General features: G+C 38.5%; 13 protein-coding genes, 3 pseudogenes and 1 riboswitch. Of the genes and pseudogenes, 6 read left to right on the top strand and 10 right to left on the bottom strand.

Annotated features, from left to right (window positions below; all coding sequences use genetic code 11):
• Positions 1-355: 355 nt before the first annotated feature.
• The gene (locus PYW32_RS10160) at positions 356-1,012 is read right to left on the bottom strand and encodes an NUDIX hydrolase (RefSeq protein ID WP_016174404.1); all 657 of its coding nucleotides are present in this window, start codon (positions 1,010-1,012) and stop codon (positions 356-358) included.
• A 108-nt stretch (positions 1,013-1,120) separates the two neighbouring features.
• Between PYW32_RS10160 and PYW32_RS10165 the strand changes: the two are divergent.
• A pseudogene (locus tag PYW32_RS10165) lies at positions 1,121-1,531 on the top strand (EamA family transporter); the annotation flags it as partial.
• Positions 1,523-1,978, top strand: a complete 456-nt coding sequence (locus tag PYW32_RS10170) for an EamA family transporter (RefSeq protein WP_245558567.1) — start codon at positions 1,523-1,525, stop codon at positions 1,976-1,978. The pseudogene PYW32_RS10165 and the gene PYW32_RS10170, both read left to right, overlap by 9 nt.
• Before the next feature lie 48 nt (positions 1,979-2,026).
• Positions 2,027-2,089, top strand: a riboswitch (Fluoride riboswitch).
• Between the two features lie 603 nt (positions 2,090-2,692).
• Here the strand turns inward: PYW32_RS10170 and PYW32_RS10175 are convergent.
• A complete protein-coding gene (locus tag PYW32_RS10175) occupies positions 2,693-3,589 on the bottom strand; it encodes a LysR family transcriptional regulator (RefSeq protein ID WP_016174402.1) in 897 nt (298 codons plus the stop codon).
• Between the two features lie 116 nt (positions 3,590-3,705).
• Between PYW32_RS10175 and PYW32_RS10180 the strand changes: the two genes are divergently transcribed.
• Positions 3,706-5,367 (top strand): malolactic enzyme, encoded by a 1,662-nt coding sequence (locus tag PYW32_RS10180; RefSeq protein WP_281169693.1) that lies wholly within the window; start codon positions 3,706-3,708, stop codon positions 5,365-5,367.
• A gap of 13 nt (positions 5,368-5,380) precedes the next feature.
• On the top strand, positions 5,381-6,661 hold the full coding sequence (locus PYW32_RS10185; RefSeq protein ID WP_016174400.1) for a 2-hydroxycarboxylate transporter family protein: 1,281 nt from the start codon (positions 5,381-5,383) through the stop codon (positions 6,659-6,661).
• A 397-nt stretch (positions 6,662-7,058) separates the two neighbouring features.
• On the opposite strand, the pseudogene PYW32_RS10190 reads toward PYW32_RS10185, so the two are convergent.
• A pseudogene (locus PYW32_RS10190) lies at positions 7,059-7,966 on the bottom strand (IS30 family transposase).
• A 119-nt stretch (positions 7,967-8,085) separates the two neighbouring features.
• On the opposite strand from PYW32_RS10190, the pseudogene PYW32_RS10195 reads away from it, so the two are divergent.
• Positions 8,086-8,385 (top strand): annotated as a pseudogene (locus PYW32_RS10195) (tyrosine-type recombinase/integrase); the annotation flags it as partial.
• Between the two features lie 20 nt (positions 8,386-8,405).
• On the opposite strand, the gene PYW32_RS10200 reads toward PYW32_RS10195, so the two are convergent.
• From PYW32_RS10200 to PYW32_RS10210, 3 genes are all read right to left on the bottom strand, one after another.
• Positions 8,406-8,669: a type B 50S ribosomal protein L31 gene (locus PYW32_RS10200; RefSeq protein WP_016174397.1), complete on the bottom strand. Its 264-nt coding sequence runs from the start codon at positions 8,667-8,669 to the stop codon at positions 8,406-8,408.
• A gap of 94 nt (positions 8,670-8,763) precedes the next feature.
• Positions 8,764-10,059 (bottom strand): transcription termination factor Rho, encoded by a 1,296-nt coding sequence (rho, locus tag PYW32_RS10205; RefSeq protein WP_016174396.1) that lies wholly within the window; start codon positions 10,057-10,059, stop codon positions 8,764-8,766.
• A gap of 2 nt (positions 10,060-10,061) precedes the next feature.
• Positions 10,062-11,321: a UDP-N-acetylglucosamine 1-carboxyvinyltransferase gene (locus PYW32_RS10210; protein WP_016174395.1), complete on the bottom strand. Its 1,260-nt coding sequence runs from the start codon at positions 11,319-11,321 to the stop codon at positions 10,062-10,064.
• A 154-nt stretch (positions 11,322-11,475) separates the two neighbouring features.
• Here PYW32_RS10210 and PYW32_RS10215 point away from each other — a divergent pair, with 154 nt between their 5' ends.
• Complete coding sequence (locus tag PYW32_RS10215) at positions 11,476-11,853, top strand: hypothetical protein (RefSeq protein WP_016174394.1); 378 nt, start codon at positions 11,476-11,478, stop codon at positions 11,851-11,853.
• A gap of 50 nt (positions 11,854-11,903) precedes the next feature.
• On the opposite strand, the gene PYW32_RS10220 is transcribed toward PYW32_RS10215, so the two are convergent.
• The 4 genes from PYW32_RS10220 to PYW32_RS10235 all read right to left on the bottom strand — a co-directional run bounded on the left by PYW32_RS10220 (position 11,904) and on the right by PYW32_RS10235 (position 16,621).
• Entirely contained in the window at positions 11,904-12,773 is an 870-nt protein-coding gene (locus tag PYW32_RS10220; RefSeq protein ID WP_016174393.1) for a class II fructose-bisphosphate aldolase, read from the bottom strand.
• Between the two features lie 239 nt (positions 12,774-13,012).
• A complete protein-coding gene (locus tag PYW32_RS10225) occupies positions 13,013-14,614 on the bottom strand; it encodes a CTP synthase (RefSeq protein ID WP_016174392.1) in 1,602 nt (533 codons plus the stop codon).
• Positions 14,615-14,854: 240 nt separating this feature from the next.
• Positions 14,855-16,195, bottom strand: coding sequence for a type I glutamate--ammonia ligase (glnA, locus tag PYW32_RS10230; protein ID WP_016174391.1), 1,341 nt, complete (start codon positions 16,193-16,195; stop codon positions 14,855-14,857).
• 48 nt (positions 16,196-16,243) lie between these two features.
• Positions 16,244-16,621, bottom strand: a complete 378-nt coding sequence (locus PYW32_RS10235) for a MerR family transcriptional regulator (protein ID WP_016174390.1) — start codon at positions 16,619-16,621, stop codon at positions 16,244-16,246.
• Positions 16,622-16,743: the final 122 nt, after the last annotated feature.

Raw genomic sequence — 16,743 nt, forward strand, 5'->3', positions numbered from 1 at the left:
TTTATCTAACATTTTTGTTCGTTGCTTTTCACTTCTTTCGATGGTGCTCTTCTCTGTAAAACGCTAAACTAGTCCTATGATAACTTACAAAGGAGTGACACCAGATGAAAAAAGGAACAAAATGCTTCATTGCTTGCGCCCTATGTTTAGGGGTCGCTTATTTTGTCTATAACAATGTCCTTCATCCAATCAATACGGACAACGTTCAACAAATTCACGTATATAAGTAAGTACGCATTTTTTAGCAAACTATACAAAAAAGAGACGGTGACTTGTTTTTACGGCCCTATAATTTAATGGACTGATGAATTGAATTCAATTCATCAGTCCATTAAATTATAGGGCCTATTTTTGTTCATTTTTTGATTTCTGCTACAAAATTAGCAATAATTTTTGCGGTTAATCCCCAAATCAATTCTTCTGTTTGATAAAAGAGAATTTGTTGCTGTCCTGCTCCCCAGGGTTCTTGATAACGTTGTGGTAAACCTAATTCTTCCACAGGTAGCAAAATTTCTTTCTCTCCAGTTTGTGGGTCAATCAGATAGGGATGAATTAACACTTGGCAGTGGTACGCTATAGGAGCCGTTTCTAGAAAATAAGCTACAGGTACTGTGAAGACTTTTTCCACTTCATCCGAAGATACTGTCAATTCTTCCAAAGACGTCTTTAATAGACCAACATACGCATAAACCATCATTCCATTTGGCATTATTAAAGTATCTAACGTTCCCAAAATTTCAATGTCTTCTTGTGAACAGCCTAATTCTTCATTCGTTTCGCGAATGGCAGTGACTTGTGGTGAAATATCCGTTGCATCAATTTTACCGCCTGGAAAACAAATCTCACCGCCTTGACGAATCGTTGCTGCACGTTTTTCAAAAACCAAATGGTATTCGCCATCAATTTCGATTAACGGAACCAAGACAGAGGATTGAAAATAATCAATTAAATAACTTTCATTTGTTTGAAATGTTAGTTGCTTTTTTATATGTTCAATCGTTAATTTTTTCATGCTACTTCCCTCACTTTACTTACCCTCTAACTATACCATCGAATGTCTCTTTCAAAAAAGAAAAGAGCGTGCTAAAATACATTCAATATAGATTGGAGGAAATAATAAATGTGGGTCATCTATGCTTTTTTATCCGCTTTTTTTGCCGGAATTATGTCCATTTTAGCTAAAATTGGGATTAATCATGTGGATTCAAATCTGGCAACAGCGATTCGAACCTGTATTGTTGCGCTCCTCTCTTGGGCAATTGTCTTTCTCGTTCATTCACACAATTTACTTTCTACAATTAGTTGGCACAGTATGTGGTTTTTGATTTTGTCGGGAATTGCAACCGGTGCTTCATGGCTTTGTTACTTTAAAGCATTGCAAATCGGAGATGTCAACAAAGTGGTGCCAGTTGATAAAAGTAGCGTCTTATTAACAATGATTTTATCCTTGATTTTCTTAGGTGAATCACTCTCTTTCCTTAAAATTATCGCTATGATTTTAATTGGTTTAGGAACGTATTTTATGATTGAACGGAAGAAAAATACACAACAAGCAACCACAAATCACTGGTTTTTTTATGCTAGTTTATCTGCTATTTTCGCTAGTTTAACAGCTATCTTAAGTAAAATTGGCATTGAAAATGTCGAGTCAACGCTTGGAACTGCTATTCGTACGCTGGTCATCTTAGTCATTTCATGGGGAATCGTGATTGTTCAGAAAAAGCATACGCATCTAAAAACAATCACTCCACGCAATTGGCTTTTTTTAGTTCTTTCAGGTTTAGCAACTGGTTTCTCGTGGTTGTGTTATTACAAGGCATTACAAAGCGGGCCCGCAAGTATCGTGGTCCCTATCGATAAATTAAGTATTGTCGTAACAGTCATTTTTAGTACCGCGATTTTACATGAAACAATGCAGAAAAAAGCAATGATTGGATTGATTTTTCTAGTTGGTGGTACTTTGCTGTTATTGGTCTAACACTTTACAAGTGTTCTTAATTGCTGTCAAAGAAGAATCGTTCTACTATTTGGGCATAGGGATGGTGCTCCCCTATAACCGCCAGAAATGGCTGATGGCGCCTGTTATATACAAGAGTTTATTTATCGTGCAACCTAGTGGGATGTGCGCAAATGAATTCTTGTGTGTAACAGGCTTTTTTGCATTTTAAAGGAGGAGAAAATTATGTCAATTATCATTGCTAGTACTATGACACATGAAAAAAAGTAACTAAATGAATTTGCTATCAATTTGAAACTAGTAAAGCAATTACAGTTTTCATCTTTTCTTTTTTTATACTTGGCTTTTTTTTTAATAAAAAGGTTTAGAGAAGAGAGACTGTCCCTATAAATTATGATACAAATAAAAAAACATGTATTGGTACACACGACTGCAACAAGTAATCAATATCAAACCCAATTACAGCGTAGATGTAGAGTAAGAACAAAAAGCCCGTTCCGATTGAACGGGCTAATTACATAAGGAGTGGATTAGTTAAACAAAGTATTTTGATAACGAGAATAAGATTTTTTAATTTTATCGTATAATTTTGGATAAACTTTGCTAACATTGCATAAAACTTTGACTCCTAAATCAAAATTATTAACTGTACTTATTTTGCTAGTCCTAGAATACGTACACCATTTTTCTCTGATCTTGCATCAAAAAAACCACTACTCCACGTAATTCCACTCCTCACCCTTCATCTTCCCAATACAGCTCATCCAAAATCCTGATCAACTTGCGGACCTCTTGATTCAACATCGCACTCTTTAAATAGGCATATTGAATATAAAAGATTTCCTTATCTTCAGGGACTAGCGGTATTTTCACTAAGCCTTCCATTTCTTGAAATACGGGAAATTCCGTCATCAAGGTAATGCCGATATTGGAACTGACCAACTGACCAATCGTCTGAACGTCTGAAAAATAAAAGGGGACTTCCGGTTTCTTCTTTGATTTCTCACTTAAATTCTGAAAGGCGCGCATGTGGGTATAGCCTTTTTCCAGCAGGATAAAGGGATATTCGGCAGCTTCTTCAAATGAGATTTCCTTTTTTCCTGCCAATGGGTTTTCTTTTGACACAAAGATAAAAAACTCTTGCTGATGCAATAATTTCACCTGCAGATTCGGGTGGACGAGGGGATTGACACTACCCAGCAAGCTAAAATCGATTTTTCCTGATAATAGTTTTGAAAGCAATTCATTGGATCCCCCAGATACCAAGTGAAATTTCGAAATAAAGCGGATGATCTCTTTTTCATCTAAGAGTTTTGAAAAGACTTTGGAACGAATGATCGGCGGCAAACCGATGTGGGTCCGGTTGTTTTTAGCATGGTCGATGGCTCGGTCCAAGGTCACAAATTCATCTAAGATATATTGCGCATGAGCCTTCAAAATTTCCCCTTCAGTGGTCAATGAGATAGAGCGATGCGAGGCTTCTCGCACGATCAAATCACAGCCATAATGCTCTTCCAAGCGTTTGACAGCGTAGCTGACAGTTGGTTGACTGACCGCAAATTTATGCGCCACTTGCGTAAAAGAAAGCATCTCTGCCAAAGCGTTAAAGTATTCTAAATCTCGTATATTCATCGTCTGATTTCTCCTTTAGCCGATTCAAGCTCGCATCGGTTTTGTTATAAACAATTTTTATTATACCACCGAAAGTTGACTATAACTCTGTCCGGGAATTAAAATTGCTAATGGAAATGAACGAGTACTCAAAATACACCTATTGGAGGAACATAATGAAAGCACATGAAATTTTAAACAACCCATTTTTAAACAAAGGAACCGCGTTTACACAAGAAGAACGAAAAGAACTAGGATTGATCGGTTTATTGCCCCCTCACGTGCAAACGATCGAAGAACAAGCAGAACAAGCCTATTTGCAATATATCACCAAAGAATCAGACATAGAAAAACGTCACTTTTTAATGGAAATCTTTAATACCAATCGGACATTGTTCTACTATTTGTTCAACCAACATATCGTTGAATTCAATCCGATCGTCTATGATCCAACGATTGCTGATACCATTGAAAATTACAGCCGCCTATTCGTTGATCCTCAATATGCAGCGTACTTAGATATCAATCATCCAGAGAATATCGAAGAAACGTTGAAAAATGCCGCTGGCGATCGGGACATTCGCTTGATCGTAGCCACAGATGCTGAAGGGATTCTTGGGATTGGTGACTGGGGTGTCCAAGGTGTCGATATTTCTGTCGGTAAATTGATGATTTATACAGCAGCTGCTGGGATCGACCCTGCTTCTGTTTTACCAATCGTGATCGATGCTGGTACCAACCGTAAAGAATTGTTAGAGGATCATTTGTATCTAGGTAATCGGCAAGAACGTGTTTACGGTGATGCCTACTACCAATTCATCGATCAATTTGTTCAAACGGCAGAATCATTGTTCCCTAAACTTTACTTGCATTGGGAAGACTTTGGCCGTTCAAATGCTGCAACGATTTTGGACAAATACAAACAAACAATTCCAACTTTTAACGATGACATCCAAGGAACGGGAATCGTTGTACTTGGCGGTATCTTCGGTGCACTGGATATTACAGGTGAAAAATTAACGGATCAAGTCTACTTATGTTATGGCGGTGGTTCCGCTGGTGCTGGGATTGCCAGTCGAGTCCATGCGGAAATGGTAAGCGAAGGTCTTTCAGAAGAAGAAGCCTACAATCATTTCTTTATAGTTGACAAACAAGGGCTTTTGTTCGATGATATGTCCGATTTGACTCCTGCACAAAAACCATTTGCCAAAAAACGGGCTGACTTTGCCAATGCTGGCGATATGACGCAATTGATCAATGTCATTAAAGTAGCAAAACCAACGATTTTGGTCGGTACCTCAACCAATGCGGGTGCCTTTACCAAAGAAGTTGTGGAAGCAATGTGTGAAAACACTGCTCGTCCAGTGATTTTCCCTATCTCGAATCCAACCAAAAAATTAGAAGCGACGGCTGAACAAGTGATCGAATGGTCTGATGGAAAAGCCTTTGTGGCAACCGGTGTCCCTTCAGGAACGATCCAATACAAAGGAGTCGACTACCAAATCGGCCAAGCAAACAACGCCTTGATTTATCCTGGTCTAGGGTTAGGTATGTTGGCTTCAGAAGCCTCTCTCTTGACCGACGAAATGATTGGTGCCGCTGCTCACTCATTAAGTGGTTTGGTTGATTTGAGCCAACCCGGAGCACCTGTTCTTCCACCATTTGAATACGTTGCGGACGTTTCTATCAAAGTGGCTGAAGCTGTTGCCAATAAAGCCAAAGAACAAGGACTAGCCCAAGTGCAAGAAACCGATATGGCAAAAGCTGTCCAAAATCTTAAATGGTATCCAACATACTAGGAAGGTCTGAAAAATGAATAAATTAAAAACGATGATGATTTCGGGAATTAGTCTTCCCTTGTATCTCTTTTTCATGGTTGTCATATTCAGTGCGATTGCCTTAGACAAATTGCCATTAAACATGGTTGGGATCACCATTTTACTGGTTGCCTTAGGACACCTGCTGTATTTCATTGGGGAAAAACTCCCGATCATGAATTCTTATCTTGGCGGTGGGTCAGTTTTTACCCTGCTTGGTGCCACTCTTTTAGCCTCCTTCCATCTCGTACCCACGAAAGTCATTGACGCGGTCAGTGACTTCATGGGGGGCGGTTTTGGCTTTCTTGATTTCTATATTGCCGCTTTGATTTGCGGCTCGATTTTAGGTATGAACCGCAATTTGTTGGTGAAAGCTTCTACGAAATTCATTCCTGTTGCTTTGATCACCATGGTAATAGGCTTTTTCTCCGTCGGCCTTATCGGTATGCTGCTAGGCAATGGCTTTGCTGATTCGGTGATGTATGTGTCTCTACCAATGATGTCTGGCGGGATGGGTGCGGGAATCACCCCACTTTCACAAATTTATGCCGATGGCTTGGCAAACGGCAATCAAGCCGCTATCTTTTCTCAATTAGCTCCAGCAGTTACTTTCGGAAATATTCTTGCCATTATTGGTGCTTTATTTATCGCAAAGGCCTTTGCTAAAACCAAATACAATGGCCATGGCACCCTGATCAATGCCACGAAAGAAGAATTAGAAAAACCAAAAATAACGCTTGATGCCCAACAAATCGGGGTTGGGATGCTGTTTTCCTTCTCACTGTTGGTCGTTGGTGCAATTTTAAGCGACTTTTTCCCTAAAATTCACGAGTATGCCTTTATGATCGTGATTGTCTTTATTCTGAAAGCCTTGAACATTGTCCCTAAGAAACTCGAAGATTCTGTGGTGATGTTCAACAATGTTGTAATGACGAATTTGACCCACGCGGTCTTGGCGGGGATTGGTTTGGCATTGATTGATCTGTCAACATTGGCCTCTGCCTTTACTTGGCAATTTGTCGTACTTTGCCTAACCAGTGTCGTATCTATGGGGGCTGCCAGCTGGTTCTTCGGGATGGTATTGGGGATGTATCCCGTTGAAACCGCAATTGGCGCCGGTATGATCAACAACTCCATGGGGGGAACAGGTAATATAGCTGTATTGTCTGCCTCTGATAGAATGGAAATGATTGCTTTTGCCCAAATGGCCAACCGTTTATGCGGTGCAATCGTGCTAATTTTAGGTGGAATCTTGATCCGTTTCTTTTATTCTTGATCCGAAACAACATATGAAAAAAAGGTGCTGCTACGCATGAGACATAGCAGCACTTTTGTTGCATTCATCAAACGTATTCACCAAATTAGTCAAACGAAGCGAACAAAGGTTCAGCCATTTACTCATAAAAGAGCCAATAAAATAGCTCATATCCTCTATCTCTACAAAGAGATTCGAGAATCAGAGCTAAAATAAAAAGCTAAAGAGAAACGTAAATAAATAAACCCCAAATTTCAAGAACAAGTTAGCCACTTTTTGAAAAACGTGAAAATCATGTGTTATCTGTAAGTTCCGATGTTGATTTGATAATGAGTTGCGGCATGGTAGTCTGGTTTGACGGGCTGGCTATGCCAGCTTGCCCAGACGATACCCATGGCGTAAGAGGCTCGTTGTCAAATCAACTAACTACTTTATTTAGTTCTTGTTCAAAACAAGACTGGGGTGTCGCATAGTTTAAGATCTTTCTGGGTAGTTGATTCATTTTATTGGCAATTTGCTCGATTTCCTTTCGATGATAGCTGTCCATACTTTCGCCTTTGGGAATATATCTACAAATGATGCCATTGTGATTCTCGTTCGTTCCACGTTCGCAAGAAGTATACGGATGGGTAAAATAAATTTCTGTCAATCCATTTAACGTTTCTGACAACTGAGCGAACTCCGAACCATTATCAGCTGTAATCGAACGAAATACAGCGGAAAAATTGTTCCCATATTCTTTAGCTAATCGGTTGATGGCATAACTGACAGAGTCTGCATCTTTGGCATCAAGCACACGAATGATTTCAAAACGTGTTTTTCGTTCCGTTAAAGTTAAGAGTGCTGTTTCTGAACCATTCCGTTGACCAATGACTGTATCAATTTCAAAGTGACCAAATTCTTCACGTGTTTCAACACTTGTCGGTCGTTCTTCGATACTCTTTCCAAGAACTTTTCGATTTTTTACCTGCTTGGTTTGTGCTGGTTTACGTGTTGTTTTCAACAGTTCGATAAAGTACGCCAAAAAGGTACGGACTTGAAAAAATTTTTCTTTCCGATGGCATCGTTGTCGGTTGTTTCTATACCGATTTTGAGCAAATTCTGCATTATACTTGAAGAAATAATGACATTTCCCATTGCTCTTTTTCACTTGTTTCAATTTCCCACGCTTCAACTCATTGTTAATTGTTTGAGGAACCACATCTAACCTTTTGGCAATTTGCCGATTGGATATTCCTTCGCTATGCCAAGCGGCAATTTTCCACGTTCAATGGCTGTTAGGTGCTGACCTTTTAAACGAGTTGTGGTAGTATTTGAATACGTCATAGTGAAACTCTCCTTATTAGTTGGTGTCGGAACCCTAATAATACATGATTTTTCACTATGATGTTTTTTTATTTTTCAGGTGGCTAACTTGATTATAAAATTCGCGAATCATAATTTGAAAAAAAATATTGCAAGAAAATAAGTTAAACTACATTACGGTTCATGGCTTTCGTCACACCCATTGTAGCTTGTTATTTGAATCTGGTGCTTCCATCAAAGAAGTACAAGTACGTTTGGGTCATACGGACGTTCGAACTACTATGGATATTTACACCCATATCAGCGAACAGAAAAAAGAAGAAACGGCGGATCGTTTCGCCGATTATATGAACAAGTTATACGAGGAAGAGGAAGGGATGGTCAAAAGGATGGTCAAGGACAAAAAAAAGAGAATATCCTCCGACAAGGATACTCTCTAAAGTCTGATAAATCAGTTTTATTATTCCGCAGCGTTTGCGTCTTTGAGACCGTATTTTTTGTTGAAACGGTCCACACGTCCGTCTGCTTGAGTGAATTTTTGACGTCCAGTGTAGAATGGATGTGAGTCAGAAGTAACTTCGACACGGATTACTGGGTAAGTATTTCCGTCTTCCCATTCGATTGTTTCTTGTGAAGATTTAGTTGAACCTGACAAGAATTTAAAACCTGTTGTTGAGTCTAAAAACACTACTGGATGGTAATCTGGATGGATGTTTTCTTTCATTTTGCTTTCTCTCCTTTGCCCTGAATCATTTGCTGAGTCAGAGTTGATTTGTTTACAACGTTACTATCTTAACATGAGTTAAAATCATTTGCAATTATCTTTTCACATTTCTTTTGACTCTTTTTTCATTAAACGTCACATCATGAAATGCTGCAAGAAATTCTTGATTGTTTTTGGTTTTCTTTAAGAATTGAATGAATTGATCTGTATATTCCAAGGAATCTCCGGTCATATGATTGCGCAATCGCCATGTTTCTTCTAGTTGTTCGCTAGACATTAATAATTCTTCTTTGCGTGTACTTGATTTCTTCAAATCAATCGCAGGGAAAATGCGGCGTTCGGCTAGATTACGTGACAATTGTAGTTCCATATTGCCTGTTCCTTTAAACTCTTCGTAAATCACATCGTCCATCCGGCTCCCCGTATCAACTAAAGCAGTCGCTAAAATAGTTAAGCTTCCACCTTCTTCAATGTTACGAGCTGCACCAAAGAATTTTTTTGGTTTGTACAACGCAGCTGGATCAATCCCACCACTTAACGTACGGCCACTTGGCGGAACAACTAAATTATACGCACGTGCTAAACGTGTGATGCTATCCATCAAAATAACCACATCACGTTTGTCTTCTACTAAACGCATCGCGCGTTCTAAGACTAATTCTGCCACACGTGTATGATTACTTGGTTGCAAATCAAAGGTAGAAGAAACAACATCACCTTTCACACTGCGTTCTAAGTCTGTCACTTCTTCTGGACGTTCGTCAATTAAGAGTACAATTAATTCCACATCGGGATAATTTTCAGTAATCCCATTCGCAATTTCTTTTAAAATGCTGGTTTTCCCCGCTTTAGGCGGAGCGACAATGAGTCCGCGTTGCCCAAAACCGACTGGTGAAAACATATCAATCATACGCGTCGATAAACGCCCTTTAGTTGTTTCTAATTTAATTTGTGTTTCTGGGTACAAAGGCGTAAGCGCTGGAAAATGCGGACGTTCTTTGGCTTCTTCAGGATTTTTCCCATTGACGCTTTCTACATGCATCAAACCATAATAACGTTCAGATTCTTTTGGTGGTCTTGCTTTTCCCGCAACTTTGTCCCCATTTCGTAAACCGAAACGACGAATTTGTGAGCTAGAGATATAAATATCTTCGGCACTTGGACCATAGTTAATTGGTCGCAAAAAGCCATAACCTTCTTGACCAACAATATCTAGAATTCCTTCCATGTAGAAAAAGCCTTGCTTCTCCGCTTGCGCACGAATAACCGCTAAGGATAATTCTTTTTTGTTCATTTGACTATAATAAGGAATTTTGAATTCTTTTGCGTACGTATAGATTTCTTTTAATGTTTTATGATCTAACTCCGCCATTGTTAAATAGTCGCTCATACTTACTCCTCTACCATCTCGATCTCGGCACCTAAAGCCGTTAATTTCTCAATAATATTGTCATAACCACGTAAAATGTATTCTACTTTACTAATCTTCGTTGTACCTTCTGCCATCAAACCGGCAATGACCAAACATGCACCTGCACGTAAATCAGAAGCAACCACTTCTGCCCCACGTAATTCACTTGGTCCTTCGACAAACATTATATTCCCTTCGATTGAGGCGGTTGCGCCCATGCGTACCAATTCTGGAATATGGTTCACGCGTTGTTGATAAATCGTATCGGTAACTTCAGATTTCCCTTGAGCTTTTAAGAGTAATGGTGTGATTGGTTGTTGTAAATCTGTCGCAAAACCAGGGTATGGATATGTTTTGACAACAGCTGATTTTAAGTTTTTAGAAGGATGAACATAAATGCTATCTTCGCTGATATCCATCGCTACACCAATTTCTTCTAATTTAGAGATGAAGCTATCTAGATGCTCATAAATCACGTTTTTAACGGTAATTCCATCGCCTGCTGCAGCTGCCAACGATAAATACGTACCAGCTTCAATACGGTCAGGAATAATTGAATGGCGACAACCATGCAATTCTTTTACACCATCGATACGAATTTCATCGGTACCAGCACCACGGATTTTCGCACCCATATTATTTAATAAGGTCGCAACATCAATAATTTCTGGTTCTCTAGCAGCATTTTCAATCACTGTACGTCCTTCTGCTTTGACCGCAGCTAACATAATATTGATTGTTGCGCCAATTGATACCATATCTAAGAAAATACGGTCACCTTGCAATCCTTCTTCTGGTGCACGTAAATACATCGCGCCGTGTTCATTGGTCACTTGCGCGCCTAATGCTTCAAATCCTTTTACATGTAAGTTGATTGGACGAGGTCCTAAATAGCATCCTCCAGGTAGCCCAACGACACCTTCCCCAAATTTACCAAGTAACGCACCCATAAAGTAATACGAAGCACGCAAACTATTAATTTTTCCACTTGGCATTGGAATAGATACAATTCCTGTTGGGTCAATTTCTAATTCATTATTGGCAAATTTTGTTTTAACACCCATAATTTCTAAAATTTCAATTAATGAATGAACATCTTGAATATCTGGTACACCTTCCAAAATAACTGGAGAATCCGCTAAAATTGCTGCAGGAATTAATGCAACCGCACTATTTTTCGCTCCACTAATTGTTACTTCTCCAGACAATGGACGATTACCATGAATGACTATTTTTTTCATATATTTTCACCTATTTATTTTTCAAATTTAGATACACATCATTTTTGATTTTACCATAATTCACAAGAATAAAAAAGGCGCTACCTCTCTTCTTTACCTTAAGCATAGGCAGCGCTTTAAAAATTTGCTAGTATTATATTAAAGGAGTGTTGTTATGACTAGACAAAAAATCACCAAAGAACGCAATGGCGACATCTATTGTTCTTTGAGAGTGGACACTATCAAAGCCTACAAACAATTACGAGCCGAATTGCATCGCCAACAATTTCAGCATTCACAAACTCTTATTATGGCGCCTATTGATGAACAGGTACTAAGACAGCTTGGTCAAAGGATTGTCTTAGAATTTCTGTTAGTGATTATTCATAACTGTCGTCTCTATCAATACGCCATTCATCCAATCTCTGAGGAATTACCGACTACGTATCGTTTTAGTGACCAACATAAAATTTATGTTCATCCCGATTATCTCGAATTGTATCTGCAACCAGATTCCTTACCTCCGTATTCTTCTTTTCAAATTATGGCATAATAAAAACCCCTTAGAACTAATGTTCTAAGAGGTTTTTTGTTTACGTTTAATTAAGCTTTATCAGCTGAACCGAACCATTCAATGTGTTCAATTGCATCTTTAACGATAGCAGCTTTACCTGGTGCTAATAATTTACGAGGGTCAAAACCTTTTCCTTCTAAATCTTTGCCAGCTTCAATGTATTCACGAGTTGCTTTAGCAAATGATAATTGGAATTCAGTATTTACGTTAATTTTAGAAACACCCATTGAGATTGCTTTTTCGATTTGTTCTTGAGGGATACCTGATCCACCGTGTAATACTAATGGTACTTCTTGACCTACAGCATCAGCGATAGCTTGTAAGTGGTCAAATGCTAAACCAGTCCAGTTTTCTGGGTAAGCACCGTGGATGTTACCGATACCGCATGCTAAGAAGTCAATACCAGTGTTAACCATTTGTACACATTCGTCGATGTCAGCTAATTCGCCAGAACCGATGATTCCATCTTCTTCTCCGCCGATTGAACCAACTTCACACTCTACAGAAACACCTTTAGCATGTGCTTTTTCAACAACGTCTTTAGCTAATTTTAGGTTTTCTTCAAATGGTAAGTGAGAACCATCAAACATAACTGAAGTATATCCAGCTTCGATACATTCTAATGCATCATCGTATTCACCATGGTCTAAGTGTAATACTACTGGTACAGTGATGTTCATTGATTCAATTAAATCTTCAACCATGTGTACGACTAATTTGTAACCACCCATGTATTTTGCAGCACCCATAGAAGTTTGGATTAATACTGGAGCGTTTTTCGCTTGAGCAGCTTCAAGAATTGCTTGAGTCCATTCTAAGTTGTTTGTATTGTACGCACCTACAGCATAACCGCCTTGGCGAGCTGCCTTAAAGATTTCAGTACCTGATACTAATGGCATAATAATTTCCTCCTAAGTTTTATAAAAACTTTATTTGTTAAGACTTGCTTAACCAACGCTATCATTTTAGCAAATATTTATAGATTTTTCTACTAAAACTATGCATTTCTCTGGATTTTTCACTTTTTAATTTTTTTAAATAGACAACAAGAGCGAAAATTTTCTGAAAGAATGTGAGTAATACTACAAATTCTTGCTTTTTAAATAACTAAAAAACCCAATCTTTCTCTCATTATTTTTTATTTATTTTCTAATGAAGCATCAACGAAAGCTTGGATTAAACGTTGTGGACGATTTGGGCGAGAAATTAACTCTGGATGGAATTGACATGCCACAAAGAATTTATTTTCCGGAAACTCCACGATTTCTACTAAACGGTTATCTGGTGAAACGCCAGAGAAGACTAACCCTTTTTCTTCAAACTGTTCACGGTAATCATTGTTAAATTCATAACGATGACGATGACGTTCTTGAACCACTGATTCATCGTTGTATGCTGCAGCTGTTTTGGTCCCTGCTTTTAATTGACAAGGATACAACCCTAAACGTAAAGTTCCACCTAAGTTTTCCACATTTTCTTGGTCAGCCATTAAATCGATAATGTTATGCGGTGTGTTTGGATCGGTTTCAGCTGAATGGGCACCGTCTAAACCAACGACATTTCGAGCGAATTCCACACATGCTAATTGCATCCCTAAACAAATCCCTAAGAATGGCACGTCATTTTCACGGGCATAGCGAATCGCTTCAATTTTCCCTTCAATCCCACGATCACCAAAGCCACCCGGTACTAAGATACCATCTGCCTCTTTTAATTGTGCTGCCACGTTCTCAGCTGTAATTTCTGCAGCATTCACCCAATCAATATCAATATCAGCGTCGTCAGCAAAACCAGCATGTTTTAATGCTTCAACGACAGATAAATACGCATCTGGTAATTCCACATATTTACCAACTAAAGCAATACGTACCGATTTTTTCAAGTTCAATACTTTTTCTTCTAATGCTTGCCATTCAGTCATGTCCGCTTCTGGTGCATCGATTTTTAAGTAATCACAGACAATTTGGTCCATTTTTTGTTTTTGTAAGTTCAATGGAATCGAATAAAGAGTATCCACATCCAGCGATTCAATCACCGCTTCTGGTGCTACATCACAAAATTGAGCTAATTTATCTTTTGTTCCTTGAGAAACAGGTTGTTCCGTACGTACCACTAAGATATTTGGTTGAATCCCTAAGCTACGTAATTCTTTTACACTATGTTGGGTTGGTTTAGTTTTCATTTCGCCGGCTGCTTTTAAGTAAGGAATCAATGTGGTATGAATGTACAACACATTATCGCTACCCACATCTGCTTTCATTTGGCGTAAAGCTTCTAAGAACGGTAAAGATTCAATATCGCCCACTGTCCCACCGACTTCAGTAATAATAATATCGGCATCTGTGGTTGTTGCAGCACGCATAATTTTATCTTTAATTTCATTTGTAATATGAGGAATGACTTGCACCGTTGCGCCCAAATATTCCCCTTTACGTTCTTTGCGCAACACTTCAGAATATACTTTCCCTGTTGTCACGTTGGAGTATTGGTTTAAATTAATATCAATAAAGCGCTCGTAATGACCTAAATCCAAATCTGTTTCTGCGCCATCATCCGTTACAAAAACCTCTCCATGTTGGTAAGGACTCATTGTTCCAGGATCGACATTAATGTATGGATCAAATTTTTGAATCGTTACGTTCAAGCCACGGTTTTTTAATAAACGTCCTAAAGATGCTGCGACAATTCCTTTACCAATGGAAGAAACAACACCGCCAGTTACAAAAATATATTTCGTCATAAATAAAACTCCTTCGCGTTATTTTTTAAAGGGTTGCACTAAAAATACAAAAAGCTCCCTATTCAAGTAATAACTCGAATAGGGAGCGTATAAACGAATGAATCGACTCTTCAAAAGAGTGCCCAAACAGTATGATAAACACTTTCAAGCGATTTGTCAATCGTTATATTAATTTTTTCAGGAAAATTTCTGAAAAAGATTAAAAGAAGTCACAAGCGGACTTCTTTTAATCTCCTGTTATTAATAAAGCTCTAAATATTGCTCTCTTTCCCATTCAGAAACAGATTGACGATACGCTGCCCATTCCATACGTTTCGCTTCAACAAAATTGCCGTAAATATGATCGCCCAATGCAGCAACCATTGTCGGGTCTTTACGCAATTGTTTCAATGCATTGTGAAGTGTTGAAGGTAAATCATAGATTTGCGCTGCTTCACGTTCTTCTTCGGTCATTACATAGATATTGCGATCAACGGCTGGTGGTGGTGTTAACCCACGACGAATACCGTCTAAACCAGCTTCTAATAAGACAGCCATTGCTAAATAGGGATTCGCAGATGGGTCAACGGAACGCAATTCTAAACGTGTAGATAACCCACGAGATTCTGGTACACGGATCAATGGTGAACGGTTATGTCCTGACCATGCGACATATACCGGTGCTTCAAATCCTGGAATTAAACGTTTGTAAGAGTTAACAGTTGGGTTACATACTGCTGTATACGCACGTGCATGTTCTACTAAACCAGCTAAAAATTGATACGCTGTTTCACTTAATTGCTTGTCAGCATTTTCATCGAAGAAGACATTTTCTTCGCCTTTAAATAAAGACATGTTACAGTGCATACCTGAACCAGCGATACCAAATAATGGTTTTGGCATAAATGTCGCATGTAATCCATGTTTTCTAGCAATTGTTTTTACAACTAATTTAAATGTTTGAATATTGTCACACGCTTCAATAACCTCAGCGTATTTGAAATCAATTTCATGCTGACCAGGAGCAGTCTCATGGTGAGAAGCTTCTACTTCAAAGCCCATTCTTTCTAATTCTAATACGATATCACGACGACAGTTTTCCCCCATATCGGTTGGAGCAAAGTCAAAGTAACCACCTTTGTCATTTAAATCTGTTGTGATTTCGCCATCTTCATCTAGTTTGAATAAGAAAAATTCTGGTTCTGGGCCTAAGTTAAATGAAGTGAATCCTAAATCATACATATGTTTTAATGAACGTTTTAAGTTTCCACGTGGATCGCCTGCAAATGGAGTACCATCTGGGTTGTAAACATCACAAATTAATCGTGCAACTTTTCCGTGGTCTGTTTCCCAAGGGAAGATCATCCATGTTGTTACGTCTGGATATAAGTACATGTCACTTTCTTCAATACGAACAAATCCTTCAATTGAAGAACCATCAAACATCATTTTATTGTCTAAAACTTTGTCTAATTGGCTAATTGGTACTTCTACATTTTTGATTGTTCCCATAATGTCTGTAAACATTAGGCGTAAAAAGCGTACATTTTCTTCGTTGGCAATCTGTTTAATTTGTTCTGCAGTGTATTCCACTCTTGGCATAATAGTAATCCCGTCCTTTATTTTTGTTTAAGTGTAGCGCTTCAGTAATTATAAGTGTGGACCATTCGAAAAATGTTGCGAATGATTTAATCCACCTTGAGATAAAATTTCATCATAAAAAATACGGCGAACATCTTTATCTGTTAGCGGTTGTTTCTCTCGCGCTGCTTGTTCTTCTGCTTTTTTCATTTCATAAACTCGTTTGATTCCAGCCATATTCAATCCGTCAGAGAGATAATCTTTAATTTCTAACAAAATATCAATATCATTTAACGAATACATCCGGCGATTGCCTTCGCTTCGTTCTGGATGAATTAAATTTTGTTCTTCATAGTAACGAATTTGGCGCGCGGTCAAATCAGTTAACTTCATGACTGTACCAATTGGAAAAACTGACATGGAACGTCGAAGTTCTTTTTCTCGCATAGCGTCTCTCCTCTCTTCTGTTTAATGAATTGCTGGTGAATCTAGAGTAAATATAGCAAGACTTCGCTCTTCTGTCAACCCTCTATGTTACATTTCCTTACATAACGAGTTATTTTTTTAGA

It is taken from the genome of Enterococcus saccharolyticus subsp. saccharolyticus, assembly GCF_029023825.1.
Lineage (GTDB): Bacteria > Bacillota > Bacilli > Lactobacillales > Enterococcaceae > Enterococcus_F > Enterococcus_F saccharolyticus.